The sequence below is a fragment of the Syntrophales bacterium genome, assembly GCA_035363115.1.
In the GTDB taxonomy this organism is placed as follows: domain Bacteria; phylum Desulfobacterota; class Syntrophia; order Syntrophales; family PHBD01; genus PHBD01.
On the sequence record DAOSEM010000001.1, the window covers coordinates 397,391 to 413,882 of the forward strand.

Here is a 16,492-nt window from a genome sequence, read left to right on the forward strand (position 1 = left end):
ACCCGACGGGCCGGGAGCCTTTGTTCTATGAGCATTTCTCCGGGGAAGGCTGAAATCCCCATTCTGTCCATTGTCGGCAAGTCCAACACGGGAAAGACGACCCTTATCGAACGGCTCATTCCCGAGCTCGTGCGGAGGGGCTGGCGGGTGGCGACGATCAAGCACAACCGCCACGGCTTCCAGATGGACCACGAGGGGAAGGACAGCTGGCGCCACCGGAACGCCGGAGCCCGCATGACCGTCGTCGCATCCCCGCATGAGGTGGCCCTCGTGGCGGACGCTCCCCGGGACTACACGATGGCCGAGCTAAGGGACCTCTTCATCCGCGACGTCGATCTCGTCCTGGCGGAGGGATTCAAGAAGAATCCCCACCCCAAGATCGAGGTGTTCCGCCCGGAGGTCCACTCCGAGCGCCTCTGCGGCCCCGATGACCACTGCATCGCCGTAGTCACCGGATCCGACCTGGCGCCGGCGGTTCCCCGGTTCGGGCCGGACGAGATCTCCGCCCTCTGCGATTTCATTGAGAAGAGCATCCTGGGGGGGCCTGCGCCGTGACGGACATTGCCGCGTGGGATATCCTCAAGTGGGTGCTCCTGGTTCTGCTGGCGGGGTTCATCGGCCAGTTCGGCAAGAGTTTCGCCCAGGCGGTCATGTCCCGGATTCGGAAAAAAAAGTCCGTGAGCGGGGTCTCTCCCGAACGCTCCGAACCGTCCGCAGCCGTGGCAGGGCCGGGTGAGCCGGGGACCCTGCCGGCTCCCGCGGAACCGGCCGAATCGAAGCCCGGGGGGATGGAAGAACCGGCCACCGGTTCGGATGGGAACAAGAAAGCCCTGAAGACCCTGGCGAAGACGCAGAAAAAAGAAGCGAAGCTCCGTTCGAAACTCTCGAAGTAGTCTCCGGCACGGTTGCGGAATCATGATGGCCCAGCAGCCCCCTCCCCCGATCCATGTAGACACCGTCGCCATCGCCTGGCACAGCGGCGAGGATCCCCTTCCGGGAACCTGCGAAGCCGTCTCGGCGGCCCGGTTCCTGAGCGCCGCTCCGGTGGGGAGGACGGTCGTCGCGATGTGCGGCGCCAACCCGGAGGCGGCCGCCCGCAAGGTCGCCGCCGATACGGGACTGCCGGTGTTCGCCCTTCGGGGATCGTCGCTCGATCCCGCCGCCGGGGACGACGCCGTCCCGGCGCTGGCCTCGTTCCTCCGTGTTCTCGATCCCGCCCTGATCATCCTGGTCCATGATTCCCACGGAGCCGATCTGGCTCCCGCCCTGGCTGTCCGCCTGGGCGCCGCCTGCATCACCGCCGTGGAGGAGTTTTCTTTCCGGGACGGCCGGCGAACGTTCCTCCGCCCGGTCTGCCGGGGGCGGATGCGGATGGAGATTCTGCCTGAGACGGCGTGTACCGTCCTGACCGTCCTGCCCGGCGCCGTCAGCCCCGGCTTTCCGGAGGATGATCGTGCCGGCGGCCGGAATACAAGGACGGTTTCCGTCCGGATCCGGGATGCAGAGCCCGGGCGCGGCAGGGTCGCGCTGCGGGGTGAAGTCTGCGGCGAGGAAGGCGGTGTTGAACTGGCGGAGGCGGACGTGATCGTTTCGGCGGGACGGGGAATCGGTCGGGAAGAGAACCTCGATCTGATCCGGCGCCTGGCGGGCCTGTTTCGGAACGCCGCCGTGGGCGCTTCCCGTCCCGTCTGCGACCAGGGCTGGCTCGGGTATCGGCACCAGGTCGGCCTTACGGGCCAGACCGTTGCACCGGACCTTTATGTGGCCTGCGGGATCTCCGGGACATCGCAACACCTGGCCGGGATGAAGGGCTCCCGCTGCATCGTCGCCGTCAACCGGGATCCTGCCGCCCCGATTTTCCGGGCGGCCCATTACGGAGTCGTCGAGGACCTGACGGTCTTTCTTCCCCGGCTGATCGAGGCGGTGAAGGGTTAACCCGGCCCGCCGCGTCTTATTCCCACCCCAGCGGTTCGTAACCCCGGTCCTGCAGGCATTTGTCGACGAACTTTTTGTACAGCGGGGAGGGACGGGAGGCCCTGGCGATTCCGTGAACCAGGCCCGAAGCCGCGCCGACGGCGGCGCCCACGCCGATGCCCCGGCCGAGGCTGCCGGTGACGGCCCCGGCGGCCCCACCGACGACGGCCCCCGCCGCTCCGCCCGCCACGGTGCTCTTTGCCGTTTCCAGTTCGGGGTGGTCCTTTATGTACGTTTCCGCCAGGACCTCGCATTCATCGATGTCTTTTTGTGCCTGTACCTCCCCGACGGCCTGGAGGTGCGCATTCGGGTACAGGACCGGACCGTACCGGGCGGCGCACCCCGCCGTCATCCACAGGAAGACCGCGAGGACGGCGAGACAGAACAGGGGAAAACCCGCCGGCCCTCTCCTGCGGCTGCTTCCCTCAGGCGGGTCCCCGGTTTTCCGGATGATCCAGAGCATCGCAATACTCCTTAGAAGTGATACTTGAGGCCCACGCCGAGGGCGTTGGACGCCCCGTGGACGCCGTTGAAGAGCCCGTAGACCCCCGAACGGTGATGGATGCGCCAGACCATGCTCCACTGGGGCTGCTGCGGCAGGGAAAACGCCAGTTCGAAAAGCATGTAATCCAGGAACTGGTGCGTCTTTTCATGCTGGATCTCTTCGATCCGCGGCGTCCGGGTGGCGTAGGAAAGGCCGTTGCCGATGGCAAAGCTCGTGTTGAGGTAGGAGTTCCATGGGAAGGTAAGCCACCGGGCGATGAGAAGCACGTTGAACTCCATGTTGTTCTGATCGCCGAAATGCTTGACCGCCTGTCCTTCCACTTCCCAGTCGATGTGACGAGTCAGGGACCAGATCCGGCGGGATACGGCCGCGGCCAGGAAGTGATAGCCGCTGTCGAAGTCGGGGTTGAGGAATGTCCCCCCGAGATCGCTGTGGGTCTGAATCGCGCCGTATACGGTGACCGCCCAGTTCTTCTTTTCATCCCCCAGGGCGGGAGATGAAGCGGAAATCACCGTCGCAACCATGATCAGGGTGGCGATCAGAACCTTTTTCCTTACGTTTGCAGACATGGGACACGACCTCCTTGAAGTACCGGTTTGACCGGGTGCTGGAAGGGGGATTTCCAAGTCGGGTTCAGACAGTCAATCGGCCAACCGCCGGGCGATCGCCCGAGCGCGGGCTTGAATGCAGGAGGAGCGTGCCGCCTCCGGCGTTCGTTCCATCCTCGAATTCCGTCCCGCGCAGTTCCCGCCGGCGGCCGAAGAAAGAGTTCCATGCGACCGGCGGCTGCTTGTCTTGATGTTTGAAAGTTTAGCATTTTTACCATCCTTTGCCTACCGAATCGTGTCTATCGACAGCATCCACCCGAGCCGGCCCGCCTTCCCGGGCGAAAGAGACATCCGGGACGGAGCCTATCGTAAAATCAGAACCCGTATATTATTGATCAGTTAAGGGGGCATGACCATTTTTTTCTTGACAGAAAGAGGGGGGTTGGTTAGGCACTAATCATTTGATGGAACCATCGGATGGAACAACGCGATGGAATAAATCGATGAAATTCGTTCGGGGATCCGCCTTCCGGGACCCGGTTCCGGCCCGGCCGGCCGGTGCTTTCCACCGGATACCGGGGCGACCAGGACGATTTGCGAACCCCGCAAGGACGGCGCCGCGCCGGGATGCCTTCATCGTTTCAACGGGAAGGCTCCGTGCCTGAGCGCCGGTGACTGGAAACGATCATTCAACAGGAGACAGAAGATGGACATTCTCAACTACACGGAAGAGCACGGGATCTTCCGCGACATGGCACGAAGGTTCGTTGCGAACGAATTGGCACCTCACGCCGAAGAATGGGAAGAAGCCGGCATCGTTCCCCGGAGCATCTGGCTGAAGATGGGACAGCAGGGATTCCTGGGGACTTCCGTTCCCATGGAATATGGCGGGCCGGGAGCGGATTTCCTCTACTCGGTGATCGTGATCGAAGAGCTGGCGCGGGCGAACCTGGCAAGCTTCTCCACGTGGCTCCACAGCGACATCGTTGTCCCGTACATCGTCTCGTTCGCGACGGAAGAGCAGAAGCAGAAGTACCTTCCCGGCTGCGTGAGCGGCGACATCATCACCTCGGTGGCCATGACGGAGCCCAACGCGGGGAGCGACCTGGCGGCCATGAAGACGACGGCCGTGGAGGACGGCGACTTTGTCGTCATCAACGGCCAGAAGACCTTCATCTCGAACGGGATCAACTGCGACCTGTGCGTCCTGGCCGCCAAGGACCCGTCCGAGAAGAACCCCCACGCGTCGGTGGACCTGTATCTCGTGGAGGCGGATACGCCGGGCTTCGAGAAGGGAAGAAGGATCATGAAGGCGGGCTGCCACAGCCAGGACACGGCAGAGCTCTATTTCACGGATTGCCGGATTCCCAAGAGCAACCGGCTGGGCGAAAAGGGCACGGGATTTTTAAAGCTGATGCAGAAACTCCAGCAGGAGCGACTGGTCTGCGCCGTCGTGGCCATCGCCGGGGCGGAATACATGCTGGACATCACCATTCCCTACTGCCGGGAGCGGACGGTGTTCGGAAAGCCGATCTCCAAGTTCCAGCACAATCAGTTCGAAATCGTGGAGATGGCGACGGAAATCAAGCTGGGCAGGACCTTTATCGACAAGCTGGTAGCCGACCACATGGAGGGTCAAAACATCGTCATCGAGACGTCCATGGCCAAGTACTGGATGACGGACATGGCCTTCAAGGTGGCCGACCGGTGTATGCAGCTTCACGGCGGCTACGGGTACTGCGACGAATATCCCATCTCGCGGGCCTGGCGGGACTGCCGGGCGGCCCGAATCTTTGCCGGCACCAACGAGATCATGAAGGTCATCATCGCCCGTTTCATGGGGCTGTAGGAAAAACGATGGACCGAGGCCGCCGGCTTGCCGGCGGCCCTTGAAAAATCCGGGATTGCCTGACCGGAAAAGGAGGAACGATGGCTGAGAAGGCTCCCTTCAGGGTGGAAAAGGAAGGGCATGTGGCGCGGCTGATTCTCGATCGGCCGGATAAGCGCAACTGCATGACGTTCGATTTCTTCAGGGGACTCATCGAGCACTTCGGGCGGTTCAACGACGATCCGGAAGTCCGGGTCGTCATTGTCCAGGCCGAGGGCAAGACGTTCTGCGCGGGCCTGGACCTGGTCGAAGGGGCCGCGATCCTCGGGGACGGATCGGCGAAGGAGCGGGAGAAAACGAGATGGAAGATCCGGTGGCTCCAGGACTGCATCAGCGCCGTGGAGCGATGCCGGAAGCCCGTCATTGCCGCCGTGCACGGCCACTGCGTCGGCGGCGGCATCGACCTGACGAGTGCCTCCGACATCCGCCTGGCCTCCAGGGATGCCATTTTCTCGATCCGGGAGACGCGCATCGGCATCGTGGCCGACGTGGGCACCCTGCAGCGGTTTCCCACGATCGTGGGCCAGGGGCTGTTTCGGGAGCTGGCCCTGACGGGAAGGGACTTCACCGCCGAGGAGGCCTTGCGGATCGGTTACATCAACCGGCTCTACGATGACCGCGACGCCCTGCTCAAGGGTGCCTGGGCACTGGCGGAGGAGATCGCGGCCAATCCGCCCATGACGGTGCAGGGCGTCAAGGAGTCCATCCTGTTCAACCGGGACAACGGTGTTTTCCCGGGGCTCGATTACATCGCGCAGATGAACTCCGCGATCCTGCCAAGCAAGGATCTGATGGAGGCCGTGGCGGCGTTCATGGAAAAGCGCAAGCCCAATTTTGTAGGGGATTAGCAATTGACGAAACGGAACTCTTTGCGGATGGCATGAACACCCCGGGCACCGGCCCGGGCAGCCGCTGAGTGTTGAACTTCATTACGGATAACGGTTTGAAAAGAATTTTTCATACGGTTTGTAAAGGAGGAATACATGTCAGGAAAAGCAACGGGATCTTTTAACATCGGCAATTATCCGAAAGTCGCAGCTGCACGCTACGGTGACCGGGAGGCGATCTCCTGCATGACGACAGGCCGGCGTTTTACGTTCCGGCAGGTCAACCGGCGGATCAACGGCCTGGCGAACGGGCTCCTCGGACTGGGCATCAAGAAGGGAGACAACACCGCTTTTCTTTCCTACAACCGCCACGAAATCGTCGAAACCTATCTTGCCCTGGGCAAGATCGGCAGCATCGGGCTGCCGCTCAACTACCGCCTGTCGCCCCAGGAGATGGCGGAACTCATGAACTTCTGCGGCACGGAGAACCTGATCTTCGATGCGTCCTTCACGGCGCTCGTCGAGGGATTGCGTCCGCAGCTCCCGTCGATCAAGCGTTTCATCTGCTTCGGCAGCGAGATTCCGGCTTATGCCGTGTCTTATGAAGACCTGGTCAGCCAGTCCTCGCCGGAGGAGCCGGACGTGGAGATCAGCGAGGAGGATCCCCAGTACCTAAACCTGACTTCGGGGACCACCGGGCTCCCGAAGGCCTACATGCTCTCGCAGTACAACAACGCCGGCGCAGGCCCGACGATGATCTACATGCACGACGTGACGCCGAACGACGTGGTCATGACCGTGTTTCCGATTTACGGGCGTGTCGGCTTCGCCTGGTCGGCCTGCGCGCTGTTTGCAGGGGCCCGCAACGTCATTCACCAGTTCGACCTGACGAAGATCCTGGGGGTCATTGAGCAGGAGAAGGTGACCATCTCCAACTGGGTGCCCACCATGGCGAGCTTTGTTCTCGCCCTTCCGGACGTCGAAAAGTACGACCTTTCCTCGCTGCGCGCCCTCGTCTTCTGCTCCTCGCCGTTTTCCGTGGCGCTTCAGGAGCAGGTCAGGAAGCGCCTGTGCACCAACCTGTACGAGTTCTACGGGCTCCAGGAGACCGGCCTCCTGGTCAACATCGGGCCGAAGGACAAGCTGCGCAAGCCCGAGTCCGTGGGGACGCTCTATTTCGGGGCGGACGTGCGGATTGTGGACTTCCAGGGCAAAGATGTTCCCACGGGTGAGGTGGGCGAGATCATCGGCCGGGGGGTGGCCGTCACGGCAGGCTATTACAAAAACGAGGAAAAAACGCGGGATATGTTCAGGGACGGCTGGTTCTACACCGGCGACCTGGGACGCTTCGACGAGGACGGGTTTCTCTACCTGGCCGGCAGGAAGAAGGACATGATCATCACGGGCGGCCAGAATGTCTATGCGATCGAGGTGGAGGAGATGCTCATGGGGCACCCGGCGGTCCTGCAGTGTGCCGTCATCGGCCTGCCCGACGACACCTGGGGCGAGATGGTCACAGCCGTCATCATCCCTTTCCCCGGCCGGAACGTGACGGAGGAAGAGCTCATTGCCTTCGGCCGTGAGCGGATCGCCCATTTCAAAGCCCCGAAAAAAATCATTTTCGTGGACAACCTGCCCATGACCCCGACCGGGAAGGTCCAGAAGTTTCTCCTTGTGGAGAAGTTTGCCTCCGCGTGAGCGGGGGCGGTTTCAGAATATTTTCTGATTATTTTTCAGGACGGATCGCGTGGGCACCCGCCGGCGTGAGCGTCCCACCAGCACTCCTGCGGAATCGGGACGTCAAAGACTCCCGCTGATCCGGTGCGGCGCGGTCCGTGAAGGAGAGTGACATGAGTGATGTGTACGCGGCAAAACCCTGGCTGAATCATTATGATCAGTCCATTCCGAAGAAACTCGAATATCCTGACATATCCTACGCCGAAGCGCTGCAGAAGGCCTTTCAGGAGGTTCCTTCCCGGGTTGCCCTCATTTACGTGGGGACGGAGATAACGTACCGTGAGCTGGATGAGCAGTCCAACCGGTTTGCCCGGTTTCTGATTGAAACGGGGTGCCGGCCCGGCGACGTGGTCGGTTTCCACATGCCCAACATCCCCGCCAGCTATATCGGATCCGCCGGAACCCAGAAGGCGGGCTGCATCTTCACGGGGGTGAGCCCTCTGCTCACCGCCGAGGAACTTGCCTACCAGCTGAACGATTCCGGAGCGAAGGTCCTGATTACGGCGGATCTGCTGTTTCCCGTCGTGAAACAGGCGATCGGCGAAACGGGCGTGAAGGTCGTCGTGGTGGCCTCCATCTTCGACTATATGCCCCAGGATGTGCCCGCTTCGCCTCCGGACCCGATCCCCGGGGTCGAGACGCTCGGCTTCAAGGATGCCATCGCGTCGATGCCCGCCGACCCGGTCGGTGTGAAGGTCGATCCGGGCGCCGCCTGCCTCATGATGTACACGGGCGGGACGACGGGACCTCCGAAAGGGGCGCTCCTCACGAACCGCAACATCGTCGGTCACATGACACAGCTGAACGCGTGGCTTGGCTACCCGATGGGAAAACACGTCGCCATGTCCGCCTTTCCCATGTTCCACCAGGCGGGGAATTTCATGGTCATGTGGAACATGGCGATGGGATCCACAAACATCGTCATTCCCAATCCGCGGGATCTCCAGTTCTTCGTGAAGGCCATGGAGACCCACCGCCCGACGATGACCGTCAACGTGCCCACCATCTACCTGGAATTGTTGAAGCTGCCCGAGTTCCGCGCCCTCGATTTCTCCGGGGTTCAGTTCTTCGTCAGCGGCGCCGCGTCGTTCCCGGCCGAGAATATCCGGCAGTTCGAGGAGGTGGTCGGGAAGGGAAAGGTGATTGAGGTCTGCGGCATGACGGAGACCAGTCCGGTCATTGTCGCCCTTCCGCTGCACGGGGTCAAGAAGGTCGGGTCCGTCGGCATGCCCGTGTGCGACACGGAGGTGAAGCTGGTGGATCCCGAGAGCGGTAAGACGGTTCCCCTTGGAGAACCCGGGGAAATGGTGGCCCGGGGTCCCCAGGTTTTCTCCCTCGGATATCACAACAAGCTCGAGGACACGGCCCACACCCTCCGGGACGGTTGGATCTACACGGGGGACGTGGCGGTCATGGACGAGGACGGATATTTCTACATCGTGGACCGGCTGAAGGATATGGTGAGCGTATCCGGCTTCAAGGTGTTCACCCAGGTTGTGGATGATGCCCTGCATGCGCATCCCAGCATTGATCTTGCCGCGACGATCGGCCTTCCGGACCCGAAGCGGCCGGGCTCGGAGCTCGTGGCCTGCGCCGTGGTCCTGAAGGCGGGATCTGCCGGCGACGACGAGATGCGGCAGGATATCATCGAATATATGAAGAAAACGGTGGCCCCTTACAAGGTGCCGAAGGTCGTCCGGTTCATGGACGCCCTGCCCATGAGCTCCGTAGGCAAGGTGCTCAAGCGGGAACTCCGGAGAATCATGCAGGAAGCCCCGTAAGGGGGTCTTTCTCAACAGCGGTGAGAAGCAATCGGGGGTCTTGCGCCCAGGTGAGTGCGGATTTTCCCTGCCTGACGAAGGTTGAAACGCTCCCGCCGCCTCCATGAAGGGAGGCGGCGGCGAGCGGCCGGGACGTTTCCCGGTCGGGACACAGCGCGGGGAGTGAAGACCGTTTTGCCGGCCGGCCCTGAAATACTTGCAGGAGGATTGGGTCAATGGCTTTTGAGAGAATCTGGCACAAGTCGTACGCCCCGGGCGTACCCCCGGAAATTGAATTTGAAAAGATCACCACGGCGGCTGCGCTGATCCGGTCGGCAAAGAAGTTTCCCGACCACACCGCCTTCATTTACATGGGCCGGCGGTTCAGCTACCGCGAACTGGACGCCCTCGTGAACCGGTTCGCCAATGCGCTCAAGGACCTGGGTGTGAAAGAGGGGGATAAGGTGGGGATGCTTCTGCCCAACCTGCCCCAGATGATCATCGCCTGCCACGCCACACACCGCCTCGGGGCGGTGACGGCGATGAACAACCCCCTCTACACGGAGAAGGAGCTGGCCCACCAGCTGAAGGACTGCGACGCCCGGTTCCTCATCACGCTGGACCTGCTCCTGCCCCGGGCGCTTGCCCTGAAGGGGAAGACCGGTGTCGAAACGATCATCACCTGCCACATCAACGACTACCTGCCCTTCCCGAAGAAGCAGCTGTTCCCCTTCGTGAAGAAGGCCATGTTCCGGAAGGTGGAGCCTCGGAAAGACGTCCATGAATTCATGACCCTGATGGGCAAGGCCTCCTCGAATCCGGTCCCGGACCGGTCCCGGTGGGACAAGCTGGGAGCGCTGATTTACACGGGCGGGACTACGGGCGTGTCGAAGGGAGCCATGCTGACCCATGCGAACCTCTCCGCCGTCGTCCAGATTTTCCGCGCCTGGCTACCCGATCTCAAGGACGGGGAGGTGCACATCGTGGGAACCTACCCCATCTTCCATTCAGCGGGTTACACCGCCAGCCAGAACCTGACCATCTGGAGCGGCTGGACCTCGACGATCATCCCGCGGCCGGAGCCGGGTATCCTCATCGAGACCGTGAAGAAGTACAAGCCGAACTTCCTTCCCGGCGTGGCCTCCATCTTTGTCGGGCTGCTGGCCGACAAGGAGTTCCGCGGCATGGACAAGTCCTTCCTCAAGGGCTTTTTCACCGGGGCGTCTCCCATCGCCATCGACACGGTGCAGGATCTGAAAAACCTGACCGGCAAGGACGTCTACGAGATCTACGGTATGACGGAAAACACGGCCTTTGCCACGGCGACCCCCTGGGGTGGGAAGGTGAAGCCGGGCACGGTCGGCCTGCCGCTGCCGAACACGGAGCTGAAGATTGTCGACCTGGACGAGGGAAACACCGTCCTCAAGCCCGGCGAGGCCGGCGAGATCTGCATCAAGGGTCCCCAGGTGATGACGGGCTACTACAAGCGTCCCGACGAGACGGCCGCGACCATCCGCGACGGCTGGCTCTACACGGGGGACATCGGCATCATGGACGAGGAGGGGTATTTCAAGGTCGTGGACCGGAAGAAGGACATGATCGTCGCGGGTGGATACAACATCTATCCCAAGGACATCGACGAGATCCTCTTCCAGCACGACAAGATTCTCGAGGCCTGCGCCATCGGCGTCCCTGACACCTACCGGGGGGAGACGGTCAAGGCCTTCGTCGTCCTGAAAGCGGGCGAGAATATGACGGAGGACGAGGTGATGGCCCACTGCAAGGCTCACCTCGCCGCCTACAAGGTTCCGAAGATCATCGAGTTCACGAACGAGCTGCCGAAGAGCAACGTGGGAAAGATCCTGCGCCGGGAACTGCGTGATCGCGAGCTAAAAAAAGAAGCCAAAGGATAGAAAGATGAAAGATTTTCAGACATTCCGATTTGAAGAGGTTGAGCCCCGGGTGGGGCTTGTCACCATGAACCGGCCGGAGCAGCTAAACGCGGTCAACATTGCGATGCTGGACGATTTCGGCGAGCTGTTCTCGATCCTGTCGAAGGACGACGCCATCCGGGTCCTGATCCTGACCGGGGAAGGCCGCGGATTCTGCGCCGGGGCCGACCTGAACGACGCGGTCGTCCACAAGGACACGGATGCCTTCTCCGATCCGGCGAACTTCCTCCGGATCGTCCAGGAGCGCTACGGCTCCCTGGTCCTGGGGCTCCGGCGGATTCCCCAGCCGGTCATCTCCGCCGTCAACGGACCGGCCGCCGGCGCGGGGTTCTGCATGACCCTGGCGAGCGACGTCCGGGTGGCGTCTCCGGAGGCATCGTTCATTGCCTCCTTTGCGAATATCGGCCTGACCGGTGGCGAGCTCGGGACGTCCTATTTCCTGCCCCGGCTGATCGGCACCGCCCGGTCGTCGGAGATCCTGTTGACGGGAAGGAAAGTAAGGGCGGACGAGGCGGAGCGGATCGGGCTGGTCAACCGGGTTGTGCCGCGGGAGACCCTTCTGGAGACGGCCCTGTCCTATGCACGCCCCATGATCGCCAAGTCCGTGGAGGCGCTGAAGCTGACGAAACGCGTCCTGGACCAGAACGTCGACGCGCCGTGCCTGGAGGCGGCGGTCAACCTGGAGAACCGGAACCAGGCGGTCATGGTCTTCTCCGGCGAGTTTTTCAAGCTGGTCCAGCCGTTCTTCAAGGGAGGCGGAAAAGACTGAGCCGCCGCCAAGTTGACGGAATGCGCGGCCGTGGGCGGGTCGATCCGCCCAGCCGCGCTTCGTTTTTTTCGGGGGTACAGTATGCACGAGGTTCCCGGAGGCAGGAAGCCGGGCTCCGGAGACCGTCGTCGTGGAAGGTGGAATCCCCGGCCCGGTCAATGGACCGGGAACCTTCCAATTGACAGGGGAAACGGTTTCTGGTTAGGTTTCATCATCATGCTTCAATCATTAGATGGAACAATCTGATGAAGACCGCTCTCGACAAGGCCCGCCAGGATCCCGAATCGATGAAAGCGCGGATCCTTACCGTCGCCCGGCGGATCTTCGGCGATTACGGCTACCACGGGACCACGACCCGGATGATCGCGCAGGAGGTGGGGATCGACGTCTCGACACTCCACTATCATTGGGGCGACAAGAAGGGCCTGTACGAGGCCGTCGTCCTGGATATCAACAAGGACCTGGGACAGAGCCTCCGGGACGTGGAGAGGATGATCCACGGGAAGCCTCTGGGCGAGCGGCTGGCCATCTCGATCGACGTCATGACGGACTACCTGTTCGAGCACCCCGAGATCGCCAACCTCATCCTGCACCGCTATTTCGGCCGCACCCGGGAAGAAGCCCTGGAGGAGATCCTGGTTCCCGAGTTCACCGCCGACATGGCCCGTTCCATGAACCTGATCGAAAGCAAGAGGAAGGCAACGCCGCGGGCTCTCATGGAGGTCCTGGCGGTCATAAACGGGATCTACAACTTCGTCTCCGGCGAAACCTTTTTCCGCTCCATCGTCCATATCGACCGGGAGGAATACATCACCCAGGTCAAGGAGGTTCTGAAATTTATTCTGATCCCCGCCTTTGCCCAGAGGGAGGGCAAGGGCGGCTCCGAGCCGGCGTGATGCTTCCATCCGCCCGTCCCCACTCACCATTCTTTCCGTCCGACTGCCCAACTGATCCGGACTTTCTTCCGCGGCAGCCGGAAACGACCGTATAAATTCGAATCTCAAGGAGGAAAACGCAACGCTCGGAGCGCAAGCGCCCATGAAAATATGACGGCTCCCCGAGGGGGCCGGAAAACAGGGGCGGCATCCCCTGTGACTTCAGTGGAGGGAACGATCCTCCACACGCAGCATCCGTTATGGATTCCCGCCAGGATCCCTCCGGGTCCGCGGGAGCGGTTTCATTGTCCATCTTTCTGAAACGTTGAAAACACGAAGGGGAGGAGAGCAATGGAGATTCTGAAGTTTACGGAGGAGCACAATATTTTTCGCGAGAGCCTGCGGCGTTTCCTGGAGAAGGAGATCGTTCCCCACATCGAGGAGTGGGAAGAAGCCGGAATCGTCCCCAAAAGCTACTGGAGGAAGATGGGCGAGAACGGCTTTCTCAGCACCTGGGTGCCCGAGGAGTACGGCGGCGTGGGAGCGGACTTCCTGTATTCCGTCATTGTCTGCGAGGAGATGGCGAAATGCAATTTCTCGGGCCTTTGTGCCTCCCTGCACAGCGACATCATTGTGCCCTACATTGCCTCCTTCGGAACGGAGGAGCAGAAGAAAAAGTATCTCCCGGGATGCGTGACCGGCGACTGCATCACCGCCGTGGCCATGACGGAGCCCAATACGGGAAGCGATCTGGCGGCGATCCGGACGACCGCGGCGGAGAAAAACGGCGAGATCGTCATCAACGGGCAGAAAACTTTCATCTCCAACGGCATCAACTGCGACGTCCTCGTCCTGGCGGCGAAGGACCCCGCGGTGGAGAACCCCCACCGGGCCGTGGACCTCTACCTCGTCGATGCGGAGACGCCGGGCTTTGAAAAGGGCCGGCGCATCAAGAAGGTCGGCTGGCACAGCCAGGACACGGCGGAACTGTATTTCACGGACTGCCGGATTCCGGCGGAAAATCGCCTGGGAGCGAAGGGATCGGGATTCCTGAACCTGATGATGAAGCTCCAGCAGGAGCGCCTTATCTGTGCCCTCGGGGCCCAGGTGGGGGCGGAGTGCATGCTGGAGTGGACGATCAAGTACTGCCGGGAGCGGACGGCCTTCGGGAAGCCCATCGCCAAGTTCCAGCACAGCCAGTTCGAATTCGCGGAAATGGCCACGGAGGTGAAGATCGGCCGGACGTTCGTCGACAAGCTCGTCGCGGACCACATGGAGGGGAAGAACGTCACTGTAGAGACGTCCATGGCCAAATACTGGGTCACCGAGATGGCCTGCCGTGTCGCCGACCGATGCGTCCAGCTCCACGGAGGGTACGGATACTGCGAGGAGTATCCCATCGCCCGGGCGTGGCGGGATATGCGGGTGACGCGAATTTTTGCCGGCACCAACGAGATCATGAAAGGAATCGTGGCAAAGTTCATGGGACTGTAGCATCGACGCAAGGCTGAAGAAAGGAGGCAGTCATGGCCGGACCTCTTCAAGGACTGAAGGTTCTGGATTTTACCACCCTCCTGCCCGGACCCTACGCCACCATGCTCCTGGCCGACATGGGGGCGGAGGTTCTCCGGATCGTATCGCCCTCCCGACCGGACCTGGTGGATTTCTTCCCCCCGTTCGTTCCGGGAACCAAGCTCTCCGCGGCGTCGGCCTATCTCGGCCGCAACAAGCGGAGCATGGCCCTCAACCTGAAAATCCCCAAAGCCATTGAAGTCGTACACCGCCTGCTCACCGACTATGACGTCGTTGTCGAGCAGTTCCGCCCCGGCGTCATGGCCAAGCTCGGCCTCGATTACGACTCCCTCGGGAAGGTGAATCCCCGCATCGTCTACTGCTCCATCACCGGGTACGGCCAGACGGGGCCCCTTCGCGACCGGGCGGGGCACGACATCAACTACATCGCCCGCTCCGGGATATCCTCCTACACGGGCAAAAAGTCCTCGGGACCGTCCCTCGTGAGCATGCAGATGGCCGACGTGGCCTCGGGCTCCAACCATGCCGTCATCGGCATCCTGGCGGCGGTCTTCGGCCGGCGGCAGAGCGGGGAGGGCCAGTTCGTCGACATCTCCATGACGGACGGGATGATCGCCTTCAATGCCATGTTCGGCGCTGCCTTTCTCGTCGATGGAAGAGAGCAGAAGCTGGAGGGAAACCTCCTCAACGGCGGCTCCCTCTATGACTACTACGAGACGAAGGACGGACGCTGGATGAGCTGCGGTCCCCTGGAGCCCCAGTTCTTTTCCAATTTCTGCAATGCCCTGGGCCGACCCGACCTGATCCCTGGCACCGTGTCTCCGAAGAACCTCGCCGAGGTGAAGGAGGAGGTCCGGGCCGTCTTCCGGACGAAAACGCAGGCGGAGTGGAAGGCCGTGTTCGCAGCCACGGACGCCTGTACGGAACCGGTCCTGGCGCTGTCGGAGGCTTTCTCGGACCCGCTGGCGGTCGAGCGCGAAATGGTCGTGGATGTCCCGCTCCCGGCGGGGGGCACGGTGCGGCAGCTCGGCTGCCCCATCAAGTTCTCCTCCATGAAGCCGGAATTCCGCCATGCCGGGGCGACCGCCGGAGTCGACACGCAGGCGGTCCTGAAAGAGGCGGGGTACACGGACGGCGAGATCGGGGAGATGGAGGCGGCGGGGGTGTTCCGGTAAGGGCCCGCGCCGTTCCGTCAGCTGACGCGATCAGGCGGAACTCTCGCGGACAGAACGGCCCAGCTGTGTCGGCAGGCAAACATGGAGTTTGCCGGAGAGGGGAGCATGAAGGATGCCTTCTCCGGTCGTTCTTTGAGGGACCCATTTTTTGCACAAAGGAGGATCAGGATTCATGAACGTGAAGGACTGCATTGCCGTCGTAACGGGAGGGGCTTCCGGACTGGGGGAGGCCTGCGTGAGGACCCTCGTGAAGGAGGGTGGGAGGGCGGTCATCTTCGATCTTCAGGATGAGCGTGGCGCCAGCCTGGCCGCCGAACTGGGCGCAAGCTGCCTGTATACCAAGACGGACGTGACAAGCGAAGAAAGCGTCCAGGCCTCCATCGCCCGGGCCGTGGAGGTCTTCGGGACGATCAACGCCGCCATCAACTGCGCCGGTGTCGGAGCCGCCGCCAAGGTCCTCTCCAAGAAGGGTCCCTACCCGTTGAAAGCCTTCAACTGGGTCGTCCAGATCAACCTCATCGGAACCTTCAATGTGATCCGCCTGGCGGTGGAGCAGATGGCGAAGAACACGCCGAACGCCGCGGGTGAGCGGGGTGTCATCGTCAACACCGCCTCGGCGGCGGCCTTCGACGGCCAGATCGGCCAGGCGGCCTACAGCGCCTCCAAGGCGGGTGTCGTGGGGATGACCCTGCCCATCGCCCGGGAATGCGCCGACTACGGCATCCGGGTGATGACCATCGCCCCGGGGCTTTTCGACACGCCCATGCTGGCCCTCCTGCCGCAGGAGGCCAGGGATGCGCTCGGAGCGAGCGTTCCCTTCCCGAAGCGGTTGGGGAACCCGATGGAATACGCCATGCTGGCGAAGCACATCATCGAGAACACGATGCTCAACGGGGAAGTGATCCGCCTGGACGGTGCGATCCGGATGGCGGCGAAATAGATCCAGGAA

15 protein-coding genes are annotated in these 16,492 nt (G+C 62.1%); 13 read left to right on the forward strand and 2 right to left on the reverse strand.

Annotated elements, in window-relative coordinates; genetic code table 11:
* Nucleotides 1-27 precede the first annotated feature (27 nt).
* The 3 genes from mobB to PLO63_01755 are packed head-to-tail and all read left to right on the forward strand — an operon-like array spanning nucleotide 28 to nucleotide 1,935.
* The gene (gene mobB, locus PLO63_01745; protein ID HOI72844.1) at nucleotides 28-555 is read left to right on the forward strand and encodes a molybdopterin-guanine dinucleotide biosynthesis protein B; all 528 of its coding nucleotides are present in this window, start codon (nucleotides 28-30) and stop codon (nucleotides 553-555) included.
* The gene (locus tag PLO63_01750) at nucleotides 552-893 is read left to right on the forward strand and encodes a hypothetical protein (protein HOI72845.1); all 342 of its coding nucleotides are present in this window, start codon (nucleotides 552-554) and stop codon (nucleotides 891-893) included. Before mobB ends, PLO63_01750 begins: the two co-directional genes overlap by 4 nt.
* 22 nt (nucleotides 894-915) lie before the next feature.
* The gene (locus PLO63_01755) at nucleotides 916-1,935 is read left to right on the forward strand and encodes an electron transfer flavoprotein subunit alpha/FixB family protein (GenBank protein ID HOI72846.1); all 1,020 of its coding nucleotides are present in this window, start codon (nucleotides 916-918) and stop codon (nucleotides 1,933-1,935) included.
* A 16-nt stretch (nucleotides 1,936-1,951) separates the two neighbouring features.
* On the opposite strand, the gene PLO63_01760 is transcribed toward PLO63_01755, so the two are convergent.
* Nucleotides 1,952-2,437 (reverse strand): cell envelope biogenesis protein OmpA, encoded by a 486-nt coding sequence (locus PLO63_01760; GenBank protein HOI72847.1) that lies wholly within the window; start codon nucleotides 2,435-2,437, stop codon nucleotides 1,952-1,954.
* Between the two features lie 11 nt (nucleotides 2,438-2,448).
* A complete protein-coding gene (locus PLO63_01765) occupies nucleotides 2,449-3,048 on the reverse strand; it encodes a hypothetical protein (protein HOI72848.1) in 600 nt (199 codons plus the stop codon).
* A gap of 685 nt (nucleotides 3,049-3,733) precedes the next feature.
* Between PLO63_01765 and PLO63_01770 the strand changes: the two genes are divergently transcribed.
* The 10 genes from PLO63_01770 (at nucleotide 3,734) to PLO63_01815 (ending at nucleotide 16,483) form a co-directional block, all read left to right on the forward strand.
* Nucleotides 3,734-4,876, forward strand: a complete 1,143-nt coding sequence (locus PLO63_01770; GenBank protein ID HOI72849.1) for an acyl-CoA dehydrogenase family protein — start codon at nucleotides 3,734-3,736, stop codon at nucleotides 4,874-4,876.
* An 80-nt stretch (nucleotides 4,877-4,956) separates the two neighbouring features.
* Entirely contained in the window at nucleotides 4,957-5,763 is an 807-nt protein-coding gene (locus tag PLO63_01775; protein ID HOI72850.1) for a crotonase/enoyl-CoA hydratase family protein, read from the forward strand.
* Nucleotides 5,764-5,898: 135 nt separating this feature from the next.
* Entirely contained in the window at nucleotides 5,899-7,440 is a 1,542-nt protein-coding gene (locus tag PLO63_01780) for an AMP-binding protein (protein HOI72851.1), read from the forward strand.
* Nucleotides 7,441-7,592: 152 nt separating this feature from the next.
* A complete protein-coding gene (locus PLO63_01785; GenBank protein HOI72852.1) occupies nucleotides 7,593-9,260 on the forward strand; it encodes an AMP-binding protein in 1,668 nt (555 codons plus the stop codon).
* A 215-nt stretch (nucleotides 9,261-9,475) separates the two neighbouring features.
* Nucleotides 9,476-11,152, forward strand: coding sequence for a long-chain fatty acid--CoA ligase (locus PLO63_01790; GenBank protein ID HOI72853.1), 1,677 nt, complete (start codon nucleotides 9,476-9,478; stop codon nucleotides 11,150-11,152).
* A gap of 4 nt (nucleotides 11,153-11,156) precedes the next feature.
* The gene (locus tag PLO63_01795; protein HOI72854.1) at nucleotides 11,157-11,960 is read left to right on the forward strand and encodes an enoyl-CoA hydratase-related protein; all 804 of its coding nucleotides are present in this window, start codon (nucleotides 11,157-11,159) and stop codon (nucleotides 11,958-11,960) included.
* Between the two features lie 245 nt (nucleotides 11,961-12,205).
* Nucleotides 12,206-12,856, forward strand: coding sequence for a TetR/AcrR family transcriptional regulator (locus PLO63_01800; protein ID HOI72855.1), 651 nt, complete (start codon nucleotides 12,206-12,208; stop codon nucleotides 12,854-12,856).
* A gap of 330 nt (nucleotides 12,857-13,186) precedes the next feature.
* The gene (locus PLO63_01805) at nucleotides 13,187-14,329 is read left to right on the forward strand and encodes an acyl-CoA dehydrogenase family protein (GenBank protein ID HOI72856.1); all 1,143 of its coding nucleotides are present in this window, start codon (nucleotides 13,187-13,189) and stop codon (nucleotides 14,327-14,329) included.
* 32 nt (nucleotides 14,330-14,361) lie between these two features.
* Nucleotides 14,362-15,543, forward strand: a complete 1,182-nt coding sequence (locus PLO63_01810; GenBank protein HOI72857.1) for a CaiB/BaiF CoA-transferase family protein — start codon at nucleotides 14,362-14,364, stop codon at nucleotides 15,541-15,543.
* Between the two features lie 172 nt (nucleotides 15,544-15,715).
* The gene (locus PLO63_01815; GenBank protein ID HOI72858.1) at nucleotides 15,716-16,483 is read left to right on the forward strand and encodes a 3-hydroxyacyl-CoA dehydrogenase; all 768 of its coding nucleotides are present in this window, start codon (nucleotides 15,716-15,718) and stop codon (nucleotides 16,481-16,483) included.
* Nucleotides 16,484-16,492 lie beyond the last annotated feature (9 nt).